The organism is Ectobacillus ponti, from assembly GCF_024294785.1.
Classification (GTDB): Bacteria; Bacillota; Bacilli; order Bacillales; family Bacillaceae_G; genus Ectobacillus; species Ectobacillus ponti.
This window is the reverse complement of record NZ_JANCLT010000001.1, coordinates 445429-462186: the sequence shown is the minus strand read 5'-3', so window position 1 is coordinate 462186 and position 16758 is coordinate 445429. Positions and strand designations below refer to the sequence as shown.

The 16758-nt window shown below is 50.8% G+C and carries 14 protein-coding genes; 8 read left to right on the top strand and 6 right to left on the bottom strand.

The genetic code is table 11. The annotated features are described in order from the left end of the window. The first annotated feature begins 6 nt into the window (after positions 1-6). The 3 genes from lpdA to NK662_RS02425 all read left to right on the top strand — a co-directional run bounded on the left by lpdA (position 7) and on the right by NK662_RS02425 (position 4498). Positions 7-1386 (top strand): dihydrolipoyl dehydrogenase, encoded by a 1380-nt coding sequence (lpdA, locus tag NK662_RS02435; protein ID WP_254756986.1) that lies wholly within the window; start codon positions 7-9, stop codon positions 1384-1386. Positions 1387-1404: 18 nt separating this feature from the next. Then, positions 1405-2463 carry a 2,3-butanediol dehydrogenase gene (locus NK662_RS02430; RefSeq protein WP_254756984.1) on the top strand — a complete coding sequence of 353 codons (1059 nt, stop codon included), beginning with the start codon at positions 1405-1407 and terminating at the stop codon, positions 2461-2463. A 172-nt stretch (positions 2464-2635) separates the two neighbouring features. Beyond that, a complete protein-coding gene (locus NK662_RS02425; RefSeq protein WP_254756982.1) occupies positions 2636-4498 on the top strand; it encodes a sigma-54-dependent Fis family transcriptional regulator in 1863 nt (620 codons plus the stop codon). A gap of 276 nt (positions 4499-4774) precedes the next feature. On the opposite strand, the gene NK662_RS02420 is transcribed toward NK662_RS02425, so the two are convergent. The 3 genes from NK662_RS02420 to rnhC form a co-directional block, all read right to left on the bottom strand. Further along, positions 4775-5323, bottom strand: a complete 549-nt coding sequence (locus tag NK662_RS02420; protein ID WP_254756980.1) for a GNAT family N-acetyltransferase — start codon at positions 5321-5323, stop codon at positions 4775-4777. 82 nt (positions 5324-5405) lie between these two features. Next, entirely contained in the window at positions 5406-5813 is a 408-nt protein-coding gene (locus NK662_RS02415; protein WP_254756978.1) for an NUDIX hydrolase, read from the bottom strand. Then, positions 5810-6733, bottom strand: a complete 924-nt coding sequence (rnhC, locus tag NK662_RS02410) for a ribonuclease HIII (RefSeq protein ID WP_254756976.1) — start codon at positions 6731-6733, stop codon at positions 5810-5812. The genes NK662_RS02415 and rnhC overlap by 4 nt, the downstream gene beginning before the upstream one ends. A gap of 127 nt (positions 6734-6860) precedes the next feature. Here rnhC and zapA point away from each other — a divergent pair, with 127 nt between their 5' ends. From zapA to NK662_RS02390, 4 genes are all read left to right on the top strand, one after another. Next, a complete protein-coding gene (gene zapA / locus NK662_RS02405) occupies positions 6861-7124 on the top strand; it encodes a cell division protein ZapA (RefSeq protein ID WP_438503583.1) in 264 nt (87 codons plus the stop codon). Between the two features lie 7 nt (positions 7125-7131). Further along, complete coding sequence (locus NK662_RS02400; protein ID WP_254756972.1) at positions 7132-7668, top strand: CvpA family protein; 537 nt, start codon at positions 7132-7134, stop codon at positions 7666-7668. A 67-nt stretch (positions 7669-7735) separates the two neighbouring features. After that, entirely contained in the window at positions 7736-9454 is a 1719-nt protein-coding gene (polX, locus tag NK662_RS02395) for a DNA polymerase/3'-5' exonuclease PolX (protein ID WP_254756970.1), read from the top strand. Between the two features lie 17 nt (positions 9455-9471). Then, positions 9472-11829: an endonuclease MutS2 gene (locus tag NK662_RS02390; RefSeq protein ID WP_254756968.1), complete on the top strand. Its 2358-nt coding sequence runs from the start codon at positions 9472-9474 to the stop codon at positions 11827-11829. A 220-nt stretch (positions 11830-12049) separates the two neighbouring features. Here the strand turns inward: NK662_RS02390 and NK662_RS02385 are convergent, their stop codons facing one another. From NK662_RS02385 to NK662_RS02375, 3 genes are all read right to left on the bottom strand, one after another. Beyond that, the gene (locus tag NK662_RS02385; protein ID WP_254756966.1) at positions 12050-12310 is read right to left on the bottom strand and encodes a hypothetical protein; all 261 of its coding nucleotides are present in this window, start codon (positions 12308-12310) and stop codon (positions 12050-12052) included. 133 nt (positions 12311-12443) lie between these two features. Next, the gene (locus NK662_RS02380) at positions 12444-13574 is read right to left on the bottom strand and encodes a hypothetical protein (protein WP_254756964.1); all 1131 of its coding nucleotides are present in this window, start codon (positions 13572-13574) and stop codon (positions 12444-12446) included. Between the two features lie 593 nt (positions 13575-14167). Beyond that, complete coding sequence (locus tag NK662_RS02375; protein ID WP_254756962.1) at positions 14168-15586, bottom strand: hypothetical protein; 1419 nt, start codon at positions 15584-15586, stop codon at positions 14168-14170. A 127-nt stretch (positions 15587-15713) separates the two neighbouring features. Here NK662_RS02375 and aroD point away from each other — a divergent pair, with 127 nt between their 5' ends. Continuing rightward, positions 15714-16466, top strand: a complete 753-nt coding sequence (gene aroD, locus NK662_RS02370; RefSeq protein WP_254756960.1) for a type I 3-dehydroquinate dehydratase — start codon at positions 15714-15716, stop codon at positions 16464-16466. Positions 16467-16758 lie beyond the last annotated feature (292 nt).

Genomic DNA, 16758 nt, shown 5'->3' with positions numbered 1-16758 from the left:
GAGCATATGGCCGCTATAGCCGTAATTGGCGGCGGCCCTGCCGGTTATGTGGCGGCAATTACTGCCGCCGGGCAGGGTCATCGCGTAATGTTGATTGACAATGGCCCGCTTGGAGGAACCTGCCTGAATGAGGGCTGTATTCCGACAAAGTCTTTGCTTGAGAGCGCGGAAATGTATGACCGCGTGAACCATGCGGCTGAGTTTGGCATTACACTGCCGCCCGGTCAGGTCCAAATTGACTGGCAGCAGGTGCAGCAGCGGAAGCGCAAGGTTGTGCAGACGCTTGTGAACGGTGTGAATTACTTGATGAAGAAAAATAGAATTGAAGTCATAGCGGGAAGGGCCTCGTTTCGGACAAGCCGCCTTTTGGCCGTACATAGCAGCAATGGAGAGCAGTTGATTGAAGCTGACCGCTTTATCATTGCGGCGGGATCCGAGCCGATTGCTCTTCCGTTTGCCCCGTTTGACGGGGAGTGGATCCTTCACAGCGGGCAGGCTATGTCGCTTTCTGCCATCCCGGAATCCCTGCTGATTATTGGCGGCGGCGTCATTGGCTGCGAGTTTGCCAGCATCTACAGCCGGATGGGCACGAAGGTGACGATGGTGGAAATGGCTGAGCATATTTTGCCTGGTGAGGATGCGGATATCGCTGCTGTGCTGCAGGGAGAATTGGAGCAGGCCGGGGTAGCCACCTATACATCTGCTGCACTGCAAGACTTAGAGCGTGGACAGAAAAAGGCAGTCATTCAAACCAAGCAGGGCGTACAGGAGGTATATAGCGAGCACGTGCTTGTGTCGGTTGGCAGAAAGCCGAGATTGGAAGATTTGAATCTTCCGGCTGCAGGTGTGAACAGTTCTCCAAAGGGCATTCTCGTCAATGGGCACATGCAGACAAGCATCCCGCACATTTACGCCTGTGGGGATGTCATTGGCGGCGTGCAGCTGGCGCATGTCGCATTTCATGAAGGAACAGTGGCCGCGCTGAACGCCTGCGGACAGGAGGCGGAAGTCAATTACCGGGCGGTTCCCCGCTGTGTGTACACATCCCCGGAAATTGCCGGTGTCGGCTTGACGGAAAAACAGGCGCGGGATACCTATGGTGAAATTCGTGTCGGCGAGTTTCCGTTCGCCGCCAATGGCAAGGCTCTCATCCTCAATCAGCCGATTGGCAAGGTAAAGGTCATCATTGAGCCGCATCATCAGGAGATTCTTGGCGTCAGCATTGTCGGCCCGCACGCGACAGAACTGATCGGGCAGGGCTCGGTCATGCTGCAGGCGGAACTGACCGTTGACAGCATGCAGGATTTCATTGCGGCGCACCCGACCTTATCGGAAGCGATTCAGGAGGCGCTGCTGAGTGCAATCGGGCATGCCGTGCATGTCTAGTGAAAGGGGGAGAATATCATGAAAGCAGCATTATGGCATAACACAAGAGATATTCGAGTGGAGGAGATTGCAGAGCCGGCAGTCGGCAGGGATCAGGTGAAAATTCAGGTTGCATATTGCGGCATTTGCGGCTCTGACCTGCATGAGTATGTTGCCGGCCCGATTTTTATTCCCGTCGGGGAGCCGCATCCGATTTCGCAGGATCAGGCACCAATTGTCATGGGACATGAGTATGCCGGTCAAGTCGTAGCTGTAGGGGAGAATGTAGCGAATGTCCGGGTCGGCGACCGGGTATGTGTAGAGCCGATCTATAGCTGCGGCACATGTGCCGCCTGCCGGAAAGGGCATTACAATGTGTGTGAGCACCTCGGTTTTGTTGGGCTGTCCGGCGGATATGGCGGGTTTGCGGAGTACAGCGTCGTGCCTGAGAAAATGGTGCACAAGATTCCGGACCATATGACATGGGAACAGGCGGCCCTTGTAGAGCCTGCGGCAGTGGCAGTGCACGCTGTCCGGCAAAGTGAGCTTCGCATTGGGGATTCCGTCGCCGTCTTTGGCACTGGCCCGATTGGACTCTTGGTCATTCAAGCGGCAAAGGCAGCGGGAGCAAGCAAGATTATCGCTGTCGAAGTATCTCCCGAACGCCGCGAATTTGCCCTGCAGGCAGGGGCGGATCTTGCCATTCATCCGTTGGAAACGGATGCTGTGCAGGCAATCAGGGAGGAAACAAACGGACTTGGCGCTGATGTGGCATTCGAGGTGGCCGGAATTGAAGCTACCATTAACGCCGCCATTGAGGTCACCCGTTCGGAAGGAAACGTGGTAAACATCAGCATTTGGGAAAAGACAGCGAACATTCCGCTGAACCAATTCATTTTGACAGAGAGAAGAATGACAAGCATTATTGCCTACCGCAATATTTTCCCGCAGGTCATTCAGTTGATTGCCAACGGACAGATACAGGCAACACAGCTTGTAACAAAGCATATTGAGCTTGATGACATTGTGTCAGAAGGCTTTGAGGCACTGACACAGAGCAAGAGCCAGATTAAGATTCTTGTAAAGCCAAATCCTTGATGGAAAGACCTCGTGCATAATCTTTCGGCACGAGGTCTTTCTGTGCAGGAATTTACATATAAAGTAAGAATTGTAACTATAGGCGCTTATCCAATACATGGGTGTTTCTGTTTCCGCTCTTGTCATATCCAGTTGACTCCAGCGCTTGAAATGATGGTAAGGAGCTGATGGGATGATTGAAACAGTCAATTATTTTGACACGTGGAAGCGTTTTGTTACGGAAGGAATTCTTGACGCGTCCCGCTTGAGCAAACGAATACTGGAGTCGTGGTACCGCTGCAAAAACCAGGATGTGAATCCGAATCTGCACAAGGCGACACATATCGTATCGGATGAGGTGTTGGCTGCCAAACAGGCAGAAAGCGCATTGTTCCTGGAAGCTGCCTCCCCCCACCTGCATCGGATGCAGGGCATGATTGAGGAGCAGGGGATGATGGCGTTGCTGGTTGATCCGGATGGCTATGTGCTGTCGCTTACGGGAGACCGGCGTGTGCTGCAGGATGCCGGAAAAATTAATTTTACAAAAGGAGTACGCTGGACAGAGGAGGAGGTTGGGACAAACGCCATTGGCACAGCGCTGCAAGTCGGGGAAGCCGTGATGATAAGCGGAACGGAGCACTATTCAGTTGCATCACACAGCTGGAGCTGCTCAGCCGCCCCTATTCATCATGATGACGGCAGATTACTGGGAGTCATTGATGTATCATGTCCGCTCGAACGCACACATCCCTTTATGCTCGGCATGACTGCCTCTGTTGCCTGTGCCATTGAGCGCGAACTGCGTATAAGGGTACGTGAGCAGGAGCTGGAGCTGATTCGGCAAGGCATGGAGCTGTTATATGGAAAACAGCCTGTAGTCATATGCAACATAGAGCAAACCATTGTGGCGGCAAGCAAGTCGGTCAATTCACGAATACGTGACTGCATCGGTATAAAGGTCCGTGACCTGGTGCAGTATGGATTCGTTGTGCAAGCCGAAGCTCCGGTCTACTCCCCGCAGCATCAACAAATCGGCATATCCCTCTTTCTGGCTGAAGCACCCTCTATTAGAACAAATGTTTATATGCCCGCTGTATCCCCTGCAAAGATTTGCTTTCCCGGGGAAACAGGCGTAAGCGGGGCGTTCCAGCGTGTACTTCATGATATACAGCGTGTTGCTCCCGCGGATGCGAGTGTCCACATATCCGGGGAAACAGGCACAGGAAAAGAGGTTGTCGCCCGGGCGATTCATGATAACAGTCTATGTAAGGACGGTCCATTTGTGGCGATTAACTGCGGCGCCATCCCGAAGGAGCTGATGGAAAGCGAGCTGTTCGGCTATGTAGAAGGAGCCTTTACCGGCGCGAAGCGCAAGGGGTACAAAGGAAAGCTGGAGCAGGCAAACGGCGGCACGCTGTTCCTCGATGAAATCGGTGAAGTGCCGCCGGCCATGCAGGTGGCGCTGCTGCGGGTGCTGCAGGAGCGCCAGGTAGTTCCGCTTGGGGGAACAAAAGAAATTCCGCTCCACATCAGAATTATCACCGCAACGCATCGTAATCTTACGGAACTTGTGAGGGCAGGCACCTTCCGGCAGGACTTGTATTATCGCCTTCACGTATATCCGCTGCATGTCCCTGCCTTGCGGGAGCGGCGCGAGGACATCCCATATCTTGTGCATCACTTTTGCAAAATGCAAGGGTGGGAAGTGGTCTGGCCAGATGTATATATGGAGCGTTTCATGCAGCATGATTGGCCGGGGAATATACGCGAGCTGTTCAATGTGCTGGAACGCATACATATCATAGCGCCGGATGCGGCTGCCGTGGCGGCCGGAGAAGAGGATATCCTGCGCTTGCTGGAGGAGCATACGGCAGGCGCTTGTTCTCAGCAGAAGTGGGATTCAGCAGCGCAAGCCTTGAACCCGCGGGAGCAAATACAGCGGGATATGATACTGGAAGCGCTGCAGAAGGCAAAGGGAAATGTGTCCATGGCAGCGAAGCTGTTGGATATTCCGCGCAGCACGTTTTACCGCCGGCTGCAAAAGCTGGGGTTATAGATGAGGCGGCCCGCCTGTCAGAGGAGGGCTGCTTTTTTTCCGGATGTGCCCGGGAACATAAACCAGCATGTGAGGGCGTCCAGTTGCCGCAATTAGTATACAATGAAAATAGAGAGTGCTGTCCCGAATACATGGACCGGGTCATAAATTTCACGTACCTAATTACAGCCAATTTTAAGTTCCCAGTAACCAAAGTAACTAGTTTACATGTATTTCCAATATAATTCTTTTTGGTTTCCCCTGACAAAAATAAAGAAGGGTGCGACGCATCCTTCTTTATTGTGGGGCAGCCAGCCAATCCGGCCGCAATATGCTCATGATCAGCCGGTCGTATCGTCTGCCGTTGCGATATACAGCCTCCCGCATGCAGCCCTCCTGACGAAACCCGGCTTTCTCGTATGCGCGGATGGCTCCTTTGTTATAGGAAATCACATCGAGTCCGACGCGATGCAGGTTCAATTCGTGGAAAGCGAAGCGCAAAATAAGCTGGAGCGCCTCCGAACCGTAGCCTTTGCCCCGGTTCTCCGCCTCGCCAATGCCGATCGCAAGCATGCCGGTCTGGTTGTTCCATTCTATGCTGTGGATGACAGCAAATCCAATGAATCTATCATCCTCAATTGTGCGCAGATGGAAGTGGGCACTGCCTGAGCTTCGGCGCGCATCCTCCTGCAGCTGCATTTTGGATTTGGGAAGGGCGATATCCGTGTCTACGTTGCGCAGATATTCCGCATCCTCCTGCCAACGCGACATGATTTCCAAATCGTCTTCTCTGGGGGCAGCCAGCTTCACGGATGTGCCCGCAAAAAGGTGGTAGAAAGAATTCATTTAGAATGCTCCATTCGAATTAATAATTTCAATTACTGTATAGATAGTACGATTTTGAAAAAAGAAACAAGGAACTGCCATTCTATTTCCAATTGGAGAGCCGGGCAAGCAAAAACTCCCGATCTTCAGGAAAAGAAAGAGGGAAATTCTGCAGTTCAGCCGCAGACTTCCAGGCAATCTCGTAAATCAAATTGTCCGGATCCTGTATCACCATGCATCCGCCAATCAGTTCTACTGTAAAATAATCCACATGGGCATGCCACTCTCCATATACCCCTTGCTTTTCTCTTATCTTTTCGACAACGGCTACGGTATATCCTGTTTCTTCCTGCACCTCGCGAATGCAGCATTCTTCAGGTGTTTCTCCAGGTTCAATGCCGCCGGAGGGAACCGTCCAAAGCGGCGTTTCCCCCGGGGCTCCTTGCCGTACCATAAGCAGCTTCCCTTCCTGTATACAGACTGCGGCCGCCCCTTTCCAATGCTTTCTCATTTTAAGTACCGCTTTGCCTTATCTGTATTTGCAAAGTGCAGCTTGGCAAATTCCTTCAAGCTTGCTTCCCCGTGCATCCGAATCAGCTTGGCTGCAGCCTGGTCAACCTGGGATCCGGCGCCCTTTGGCAGCGTAAAACCTGCTTTCCTGCTGAGCTCTTCAAATTTTTGCACAAACGCATAGCGCGCCAGGATGGAAGCCGCGGCCACGGCAAGATGAACACTCTCACCTTTGATGGAGAAGTAGACATTCTCCCGGTGTACTGCTTTTTGTTTGCCCAGGTACTTATAATACGTGTCAGGCTGGACAAACTGGTCAATAAGAATTCCTTCGGGCTTTTTCGGATGTATTTTTTCAAGCACGTTGCCAATGGCTTTATTATGGAGAAGGGCTTTCAGTTCTCCTTGATTTTTTCCGCCTTGCTGCAGCTCATTGTATTTCTCGTTCGACAGCGACAGCAGGCTGTATGTGACAATTGGCAGGAGCTGCTTGGCGATTGCGGAAATTTGCTCGTCCGCCAACCCTTTTGAGTCGCGCACCCCGAGTTCGCGCAAGAGCGGGATTTGTTCCTTTTCCACATAAGCGGCCACGACTGTGATAGGACCGAAGAAATCACCGGTTCCTACTTCGTCGGAGCCAATAATGGACATGGAGCTGATGCCGGCCGGCGGCTCATATCCGGTCGTTTTCTTGGGCTTGGCAGCTGCAGATGGGGCGCTGCCCCAGCGGGAAGCCTCGCCGGCAGCTCCGGTCCCCTGAAACATCACCTTGCCGGATTTATAGGCTGTGATGGTACAGCCGGCCGTTTTCGCGGTGAACACCCCGCCCTGCGGCACCTTTGGGGTAGAATTGCTGTGGTAATAGTGCTTCATCTCCTCCAGCACAGAAGGAGTGACAGTAAGAACGACTTGATTAGACAAAGACATTGCTCCTTTTTCCTTTATTTACAATTTCATCATACCGGAATTCCGTTTCTGTTTCCATCTATGTCGACTTCATGGTAAGATAAAAGTTAGGATTCCGAACTGTTGATTGGAGGATAGCGAGTTGTCACAGCATAATGAAAAGCGAACTCGAATTACTGTAGACATATACGGGCAGCAATATTCCATCGTGGGAGACGAGAATACGACTCATATTCGCATGGTCGCTGCAATCGTGGATGATAAAATGCGCGAGATATACGCGAAGAATCCTTCTCTCGACATCAACCGTCTGGCCGTATTGACTGCAGTAAACGTCGTACACGATTACATAAAGCTGAAAGAAGAAAACGAGCGGCTGAAGGAAAAACTAAAGACAAAGGAATGAGCGGATCATGATCGATATTGTTATACTGGTCCTGCTGGCGGCAGGATTTTTTATCGGCTTGAAACGGGGGCTCATTTTACAGGTGATGCGCTTGGCAGGCTATGTCATTGCATACCTGGTCGCGTATTTGTATTACGAGGAGGCTGCGCCCGTGCTGCACCGGATGATTCCCTATCCGCTGGGTGGCATGCAGACGCCCGAGTGGCTGAAAGCAGAACATGTAGAGGAAGCCTTTTACCGGGTGCTTGCCTTCATCCTGCTGTTTCTGGCAGCTAAGTTCGCATGGTCGTTGCTCGGGCATTTGTTGAACACAGTGGCGCAAATTCCGGTATTGAAGCAAATAAATTCGCTGGGCGGCGGTGTTCTCGGTTTGGTTGAGGTGTATATTGTCCTGTTTGTGCTCATTATCATCGGCAGTCTCATACCGGTGCAAAATGTACAAGCCACTCTGCAGCAATCATCCTTATGCAAGGTCATTGTGGACGATACGCCCATTTTATCTGCCAAAGTAAAAGAACTGTGGACGCAGCACAACGGGGTCTAGTCTTCAGGTTTGACTTCTCTTCATGCAAGAGAAGTCTTTTTTCTAGTTCCGAAACGGAGGGATGAACATGCAGGTTCATAAGAAACAAGTCATTAAGCTGTTGGAGACAATCGCTTTATATATGGAGCTGAAGGGGGAGAACCCATTTAAGATTTCCGCCTTCCGCAAAGCGGCTGCGGCGCTGGAGACAGACGACCGCAGCTTATCTGAGATTGAGGACTTCACAAAGCTGGGCGGCATTGGCAAGGGAACCGCTGCCGTCATTCTTGAATACATCGAGACGGGGGAGTCCACGGTGCTGCAGGAGCTCTCCAAAGAAATTCCGGAGACACTGATTCCGCTCCTGAAGCTGCCGGGGCTCGGCGGCAAGAAGCTGGCAAAGCTGTACAAGGAGCTGGGTGTGACCGGCATGGAGAGCCTGAAGCAGGCTTGCGAGGAGCATAGAGTGCAGGCGCTGGCCGGCTTTGGCAAGAAAACCGAGGAGAAAATTCTGGAGGCCATTGCCCAGGTTGGAACAAGACCGGAGCGGCTGCCGATCGCGGATGTCATCCCTATTGCCGAGGAAATAGAGCAAATGCTGTCGGAGGTTCCCGAGGCAGAACGCTTTTCGCGGGCCGGAAGTCTGCGCCGCGTGCGGGAAACGGTAAAGGACTTGGACTTTATTATCGCCACAACCGACCCAGCGGCCGTCCGGGAGCATCTGCTGCAGCTGCCGCGCATTGCGGAGGTGATTGCCAGCGGCGACACCAAGGTGTCTCTGCGTCTCCAATATGAGTACGATATTTCAGTCGATTTCCGTCTTGTGCAGCCTCACGAATTCATTACCACCCTGCACCACTTTACCGGCTCGAAGGACCACAATGTCCGCATGCGCCAGATTGCCAAAGCGCGCAACGAGCGAATCAGCGAGTACGGAGTGGAGAATTTGGAGACAGGGGAAATCAAGACCTTTGAGTCGGAGGAGGCCTTTTTCGCACACTTCGGCCTGCCGTTTATTCCGCCGGAGGTCCGTGAGGACGGCAAGGAAATTGACCTTATTGAAAAATATCCGAATCTGATCCAATACAGCGATATCAAAGGGGATATCCACATGCATACCACCTGGAGCGACGGCAGCTTTTCGCTTGAAGAAATGGTGCAGGCTGCAATCGCCAGAGGATATGCTTATATCGCCATTACAGACCATTCTCAATACTTGAAGGTGGCGAACGGTCTTACGAAGGAACGCCTCCTGCAGCAGGGTGCTGAAATTGAGAAGCTGCGGGCAAAATATCCGCAAATCACCATTTTGCGCGGCATTGAAATGGACATTTTACCGGATGCCACGTTGGATTTTGCCGATGACACCCTGCAGCAGCTGGATTTCGTCATCGGCGCCATCCACTCCAGCTTTTCGCAGGACCGTGAAACAATCATGAAGCGTCTGCGCGCCGCATTGGAAAACAAGCAAGTGCATATGATTGCGCATCCGACCGGCCGCCTCATCGGCAGACGGAGCGGGTATGATGTGGATGCAGAGATGTTGATTCAGCTGGCAAAGGAAACAGACACGGTTTTGGAGCTGAATGCGAATCCGAATCGTCTCGACTTAAGTGCTGAATTGCTGAGAAAAGCGCAGGATGCGGGCGTGAAAATTGCCATTAATACAGATGCCCATACAATCGATATGCTGGAGCATATGGAGATTGGCGTTGCAGCCGCCAAGAAAGGCTGGATTCAGAAAGAGAATGTCATCAACACATGGGAGATTGGCCAGCTGCTGGATTATCTCCGACGTCATAAGTAGTAACGGGAGGAACGAAAGTGCTAGAAAGAACATTGCGTGTATTAGAGTACGATAAGGTGAAGGAACAGTTGATGGAGCATGTGGCTTCCTCACTGGGACGAGATAGAGTGCGGCAGCTGATGCCAAGTACAGATTATGAAGAAGTCGTGCGTCTGCAGGATACGACAGATGAAGCGGCCACCGTCATCCGCCTGCGCGGCAATGTGCCGCTTGGCGGCGTATTTGACATCCGCCCGAGCGTGAAGCGCTCGAAAATCGGCAGTGTCCTCAGCCCGCATGAGCTGCTGGATATTTCCACGACCCTGTACGCAAGCCGGCAGATCAAACGGTTTTTGGAGGACCTCGCGGAAAATGGGCCGGAGCTGCCGATTCTCCTGTCCTATGTGGAACGGATTATGGAGCTGAACCGGCTGGAGCGCAGCATCAACAATTGTATTGGCGATGGCGGCGAAGTGCTTGACGGCGCAAGCGACAAGCTGCGGACCATCCGCACCCAAATCCGTACGGCTGAGTCCCGTATCCGTGAAAAGCTGGAGGGCATGGTGCGCTCCTCCAATGCGTCCAAAATGCTGTCGGATGCGATCATTACCATCCGGAATGACCGGTATGTCATTCCGGTGAAGCAGGAGTACCGCAACGTATATGGCGGGATTGTTCATGACCAGTCCGCTTCCGGCCAGACACTGTTCATCGAGCCGCAGGTGGTTGTCGATCTGAACAATACACTGCAGGAGGCCCGTGCGCGTGAGAAGCAGGAAATCGAGCGGATTCTGCAGATGCTGTCCGGAGAAGTGGCAGAGGATGCGGATGTCATTTTGGAAAATGTGGAAGTATTGGCGGAGCTGGACTTCATCTTCGCAAAAGCCCATTATGGAAAACGCATCAAAGGAACAAAGCCAGCGCTGAACAATGAACGCTTTATGCGGCTGCTGAAGGCGCGCCATCCGCTCATTGACCCGCAGGTCGTTGTACCCAATGATATCGTGCTTGGCGGCGACTTTACAACCATTGTCATCACAGGCCCGAATACAGGGGGGAAAACCGTCACCCTGAAAACGATTGGAATCTGTGTGTTGATGGCCCAGTCCGGCCTGCAGCTGCCGGTACAGGACGGTTCAGAGATTGGTGTATTCGCCAGCGTATTCGCCGATATCGGGGATGAGCAATCCATTGAGCAAAGCTTGAGTACCTTCTCCTCACACATGGTGAACATTGTGGATATCCTCGAGAAGGCAGATTTTGAGAGTCTGGTGCTCTTTGACGAGCTGGGCGCCGGCACGGACCCGCAGGAGGGGGCGGCCCTGGCCATCTCCATTTTGGATGAAGTCTATCATCGCGGCGCGCGTGTCGTGGCAACCACGCACTATCCTGAGCTGAAGGCATACGGCTACAACCGGGAAAAGGTGATTAACGCAAGTGTGGAATTTGATGTGGATACGCTGAGCCCGACGTACCGCCTGCTGCTTGGTGTGCCGGGCCGAAGCAACGCCTTTGAAATCTCCAAGCGCCTTGGTCTGTCCGAGCGTGTCATTACCCGGGCGCGCGGCCATGTGAGCACAGAAACAAACACCGTGGAAAATATGATTGCCAAGCTTGAAGAGAGCAAGCGGAACGCAGAGCAGGAGTGGGAGGAAGCGCAGGACCTGCGCAAAACGGCTGAAAAGCTGCATAAGGACCTGCAGCGGCAAATTCTTGAGTTCAACGAGCAGCGCGATGAAATGCTCCTGAAGGCACAGCTGGAAGCGGAGAAGAAGGTGGAAGAATCGAAGAAGGAAGCGGAAAGCATTATCCGCGAGTTGCGCCACCTGCGCAAGGAACAGCTGGCCAACGTGAAGGAGCATGAATTAATTGAAGCCCGGGCGCGCCTGGAAGGAACTGCGCCGAAGCTTGTGAACAAGCAGAAGGAGCAGCCGAAGGCGAAGCAGCAGCGTACGCTGAAGCCTGGTGATGAGGTGAAGGTGCTGACATTCGGACAGAAGGGGCAGCTTCTTGAAAAATCGGGCGACAATGAGTGGCATGTACAAATCGGCATTTTAAAAATGAAGGTAAAAGAGGAAAATATGGAATACCTCAGCAGCCCGAAGCAAACAGAGAAGAAAGCATTGGCTGCGGTAAAAGGCAAGGACTATCAGGTGAAGCTGGAGCTTGACCTGCGCGGGGAACGGTATGAGGATGCGATGCTTCGCGTGGAAAAGTACATTGATGATGCTTTGCTTGCAGGATATCCCCGCATCTCCATCATCCACGGCAAAGGAACCGGAGCACTGCGCCAAGGCGTGCAGGAATACTTGAAAAAGCACCGCCATGTGAAGAGCTACCGCTATGGTGATATGGGAGAAGGCGGTTTAGGCGTAACTGTGGTAGAATTGAAGTAAGACAAAGCAAAAGGGGAATACACATATGTTTATGGAGAAGCTGGCAAAGGTGCTCTTTGGTGTGTGCGGGGGATTTCTTCTGTTTGGCATGGTATATTGGATGTTTTTCACAAAATAAAGCTGCGCTTGTACAAAAGCCGTTGGTCTATTTCAGATCAGCGGCTTTTTTTAATGACTTCTTATCCCTCCTGAGAAGAAGCATACGCTGCTTCTTTTTTCTTCAGGGATCTATTTCTTTGTATTTCTTATCTATTCTCTTATTCATTAAAGAAATCATTTCTCTTATTTGAAACATTGGAAAAAGGAAGTCTGTACAGAAGCCCGCCACAGCAGGGATTTCGGGCGTTTTCAGACACAGGAGTCCCGCTGCTGTCCACAGGCTGTTCTGTACATACTCACATTCCTTTTTACAGCTTTGCACGGATTTTCCCCATACAAACAGCTTTTTTGCCTCTAGTATTTGTTTTTCCTCTTCATTCATTTGATTTTTTTCCTGAGAAGGATTCTCAATTTCATGAAAGCGGCATCTGAAGCTATATGTACTGAGAAACTTGCGGAAGAAGAAAGAAAAAAAGTAGAGAACATAAAAAAAGGCATAGGAAAACAGGGCATCCTCAAGCGGAAATTTCTGCCTGATGATACCCGGAGGCAATTTTTCGAAGATAGGCTGACAAATTGTCTTCCAACTGGCGGATCATGGTATGGAATGTCTTCACGTCTCCATGCAGGGACAGCTGCAAGTCATGCTGAACAGACTGCAGTGTTTTCTCCATAATGCGCACGCCAAACTCGTGTGTCAGCGAGTAGATCGCTTCCTTTGGCATCTGGAATCTGCCGAATGGGCGGAAGAAGCCTTCGAAACGGGCAAAGAGATGCTCCGCCTGCAGCTTTTCCGCCAGCTTTTGCTTCTTGCTGTCGTGGGTGCCAAACAGCTGGAAGGAAAGGATAAAGCCATCGCGCACTTTTTCCAGAATCGATGGCTTCGGCTGCTTGTCCTCCACAAACGTGCGGATGCAGTCATCCTTTTCAAATACATCCACCTGAAAAATGGAGCGCAGCTGATCTGCCATCTTGCGGATGGCAGATCGATATCCGATGTAGCGCGGCAAAATGCCTTTTACTTCGCTGTAGGACAGCAGTGCTTCTGTCTCCTGTTTTACATTTACATCCTTTTCATATGTAAGCAGTGCCCGCAGGGCCAGACGAAGCACGTTCACGTGATCCACCTTGAACAGCAAATACAGCACTTCATCGGCGATGGAGGTATAGCCGGCTTTAGAGGTATAGGAAGCCAGTTCTGCTTCTGACAAGCTTTCCCGGGCTGCAGACTCATCTGCTGTCTGATCATCCTTTTTGTGCAAATCCAGAAAATCCGGCAGATAGTTGCAAAGCGTTACCTGGATATACTCACCCCAAAGACGGTCCCAAGTGAGAATGCCCTTTGCTTCCAGCAGGCGGTTGTTATTTTGGACCGTGCGCACAGAGCAGTTCATGAGCAGGGCAAGCTGTTGCTCAGAAACCAGCGCAATAGTGCCGTTGCTGTTGCATTTTGCCATGTATGCCAACATCTGCTTCATGAGAGAAGCAGTCCATTTGATCTGTACAAAGGCATCGGATAAGCCGAATGCATGCTTTTCATAATAGTAGCCATCTTCACGCTTTGTCTGGCGGTTTAAGCCGCTCATGACAGCCAATAGCTTGTTGGCAATGAGTGTATGCCGCTTGATGCTCATTTGCTGCTCCATGCTGTACGCTCCTTTCGACATAAGTATCCTGTCTCAGTATAGTCAGTGTCGAAATGCCTGTAAAATGACATTCCAACACGGAGAAATGGCGCATTTTTTCCTAAAAGCCTTATGCAGCAAGGGTTTAGAGCCTGCAGCAATTTTGCACGGAGAAATGGAGCAAAAATAAACCGGCAAAATTGGCAGCAAGGAAAAAGCCTTGTCACAATAAGGTTTTTGCAAAAAAGTATTTCACTTACCGCTCCATGTAAAAATGAACGGATAAAGTTATATGGGGAAACTGATAGTTTTTTTAGGGAAGAGTGACAGTTTTGCACGGCGAAATGACGCAAAAAATGAGGTGGAGGGGCAAAATGAGGAGAAATCGGCACTTGTGCACGGCAGAGTGGCGCAAAAGTGGAAAAATAGCAGCTTTTTTGTCACGAAAAATTCACAAATAATCTTGTATTATTTTAAGATTTTCTTGCTCCAAACTGTAAATCAGCAGGATGGCACGGCAAAGTGGCGCAAAAATGCATATGTGCACGGCAGAATGGCGCAAAAAAACATATTCACACGGAGAAATGGCGCAAAAAAAGATGCCCCGAAGGACATCATTCAATATGTTTATAGGATGCAAGCGGCATATATTCATAGTCGCCGGCCAGCAGGTTGCGTACTTCCTCCTCATCAATGGGAATGAACGTGATCTGAAAGACCTGTCCCACGCGGCGGTAGGACTGTACAACGATGTTTTGCTTCACCAGTTCATCCAATGCCTCTTCAATCTCCTGCAGGTTCTCCTGCTTTCTCCGTTTTCGGAAACGGATTTTTGTCGAGAAGTAGAGATAGTCCCGGGAGACTGTGTAGGGTGATTTGGTTTCATAGCAAATCAGCCGTTCCTTCTGCATCACAAACAGCAGGTGATAAGAGGAATCCAAGCTCAGCTTCTCCACCTTGTTCCGGTACATGCGGATGGTCTGGCGCTGCAAATAGTCCCGGTAGATGACTTCGTTCACATGAATTTCGGCGACGCGCGTGCCGTTCGGGTTTGTTGTGACCTCGACAAAGTCAAAAATGCCGTAGGAGGTGCGCTTGCTGCCTTCTGTTTTGGTCATGCTGTAATGCTTCATTTTGACAATGCGTTCTTCCACCGTTTTATAGTTGCGCGCGCTGTCTGTCTTATAGAGGTTCTTCACCACATCGCCAATCTTAATGTTAATGATTTTCTGGGTGGCAAACAATTCATCGCGCTTGCTCATGACCTCCAGAAAAATCTTATAATCCAAACGGTCGAGGTCACTGACCTTGTTGCCGTTTCCTTCCGCATATTCCTTTTCGACAAGCAGCTCGTAGTTTGCGCCTTCTCCGGCATTGTAGCTGCTGAGGAAATACTCCTTGCCTTCCCGCTTCAGAAGCGGATCTGCCAGCGTCACTTTGCCTCTCGTGTTCGCAAAGAACGGATTTTCCACCGTTGAGAAGGGGCTCTCAATGATGATGTCCTCCGGCGATTGCAGAGTGGTGTCTGTCAGCACAGTTCCAATGATCAGGGTGATATCAATTTGGACTGCCTTTTCAATCTGTGTTTTTGTTTTTTGCTGCAGGTATAAGTACTCACTTAAATAGGCGGACTCATCATTGCTCCAGCCGGTCAGGAACTGAATGCGCTTGTAGATGACCTCCTCTGGCGACAGAGCGCCGTCAAACTGCTGCCGAAACAGCTCCGCTCCGTTTCTCTCAAAGTAGGACCGGAGCAGCAGATACTCCCCGAGCAGCTCTTTGCCCTTTTTCTTATTCTTCGCCTCGTAATCCTTCACCGCATTTTGCAGCCAGCGCCGCTTCGTCCGGTTAAAGGAGTCCTTTTTCAGCAGACGAAGAATCTCCTTCACATCATGATCCTGATAATGCAGCGCATAGAGCGAGAGAATGATGCTTTCTAAATCCTTCTTTATAAATTTCTCATAGACTGAGAGAATATGTGACTTTGAAATCCGGTCAATCACTTCCCGGACCAGCAAGGATTGCTTTACCATAACCGTGCCTCCTTTTCCCCATTTCCTGATTGTATCAACTTCGTTCTGCAGATTCAACATAACAAAACAGCCTGTTTTTACCTGTGGATTATGGTATGATGTAGCAAAAGTAAACGGAGGGGAACCGATGAGCCAGTTATTTACGGAAGAAAAGCTTCCATACATATGCACACCGCTGACGGGTGCAACCACAGAGGAATTGCTCGCAGAGGTGCAGGCAGTGCTGCCGAAGAAGCCGGACCTCTTGGAGTGGCGCGCCGACTTTTTTTTGAATATTGAAAATAAGGAGGCGGTACTGGAAACATCGAGGCAATTGCGGCATGCAAGCGGAGAGATTCCAATTTTGTTCACCATCCGTTCCGTGAAGGAAGGCGGCGAGCATATTCCGCTCGATGAGTCCGGCAAGGTGGAGCTGCTGGGTGAAATGTGCAAGAGCGATTTTGTCCAAATGGTTGATTATGAGGTGTGCAATGAACCGGAGCTTGTCCGGCAGGTGCGGGACTGTTCCGCCAAGCACGGCAAGAAGTTAATTCTGTCCTACCATAACTTTAAGCGGACTCCACATAAAATGGAGATCTGCAAGTACCTGCTGCAGGCGGAGCTGTACGGGGCAGATGCGGCCAAGGCGGCTGTGATGCCGGAGAATCAAGAAGATGTATTCACCCTGCTGGAGGCAACGCGGGAGATGCAGAAGACGATGGGGATTCCTGTCATCACCATTTCCATGGGAGGATTGGGCGCGGTGAGCCGTTTGTTCGGCTGGATGTATGGTTCAGTACTGACCTTTGCAGTCGGCGAGCACAGTTCTGCGCCCGGGCAAATCCCCATTGAAGAGCTGCGCCAGGCCATTCAAACCGTAAAGCAGTACAGCAGCCTTTAAATGGGACAGCTGCAGAACCGGTATCCGGTTCTGCAGCATACAGAAACGTATACACTTTATAAACATCCAAAAAACGAAATAAGTGTCAAAAATAGTACAATTTCACAGACTTTCTCCTCATTTCATGCATAGGGTTGGATAAATTCTCATTTAGTGTATTTACAAGCGGTCCTAAGTTTGCTATTATAGAAGAAAGAATTTTCTGTCAATTATAAGTATGCCAATAGGAGTCGTATATACAGATAATATGTATCAGGAGGGAAACAAAAGAGAAGAGGGGATTAACGTGAGG

Excerpts from the sequence above, each read along its gene's own strand:
- lpdA (WP_254756986.1), top strand. The coding sequence starts at position 7 with ATGGCCGCTATAGCCGTAATTGGCGGCGGCCCTGCCGGTTATGTGGCG.
- NK662_RS02430 (WP_254756984.1), top strand. The coding sequence starts at position 1,405 with ATGAAAGCAGCATTATGGCATAACACAAGAGATATTCGAGTGGAGGAG.
- NK662_RS02425 (WP_254756982.1), top strand. The coding sequence starts at position 2,636 with ATGATTGAAACAGTCAATTATTTTGACACGTGGAAGCGTTTTGTTACG.
- NK662_RS02420 (WP_254756980.1), bottom strand. The coding sequence starts at position 5,323 with ATGAATTCTTTCTACCACCTTTTTGCGGGCACATCCGTGAAGCTGGCT.
- NK662_RS02415 (WP_254756978.1), bottom strand. The coding sequence starts at position 5,813 with ATGAGAAAGCATTGGAAAGGGGCGGCCGCAGTCTGTATACAGGAAGGG.
- NK662_RS02400 (WP_254756972.1), top strand. The coding sequence starts at position 7,132 with ATGATCGATATTGTTATACTGGTCCTGCTGGCGGCAGGATTTTTTATC.
- polX (WP_254756970.1), top strand. The coding sequence starts at position 7,736 with ATGCAGGTTCATAAGAAACAAGTCATTAAGCTGTTGGAGACAATCGCT.
- NK662_RS02385 (WP_254756966.1), bottom strand. The coding sequence starts at position 12,310 with ATGAATGAAGAGGAAAAACAAATACTAGAGGCAAAAAAGCTGTTTGTA.
- NK662_RS02380 (WP_254756964.1), bottom strand. The coding sequence starts at position 13,574 with ATGGAGCAGCAAATGAGCATCAAGCGGCATACACTCATTGCCAACAAG.
- NK662_RS02375 (WP_254756962.1), bottom strand. The coding sequence starts at position 15,586 with ATGGTAAAGCAATCCTTGCTGGTCCGGGAAGTGATTGACCGGATTTCA.
- aroD (WP_254756960.1), top strand. The coding sequence starts at position 15,714 with ATGAGCCAGTTATTTACGGAAGAAAAGCTTCCATACATATGCACACCG.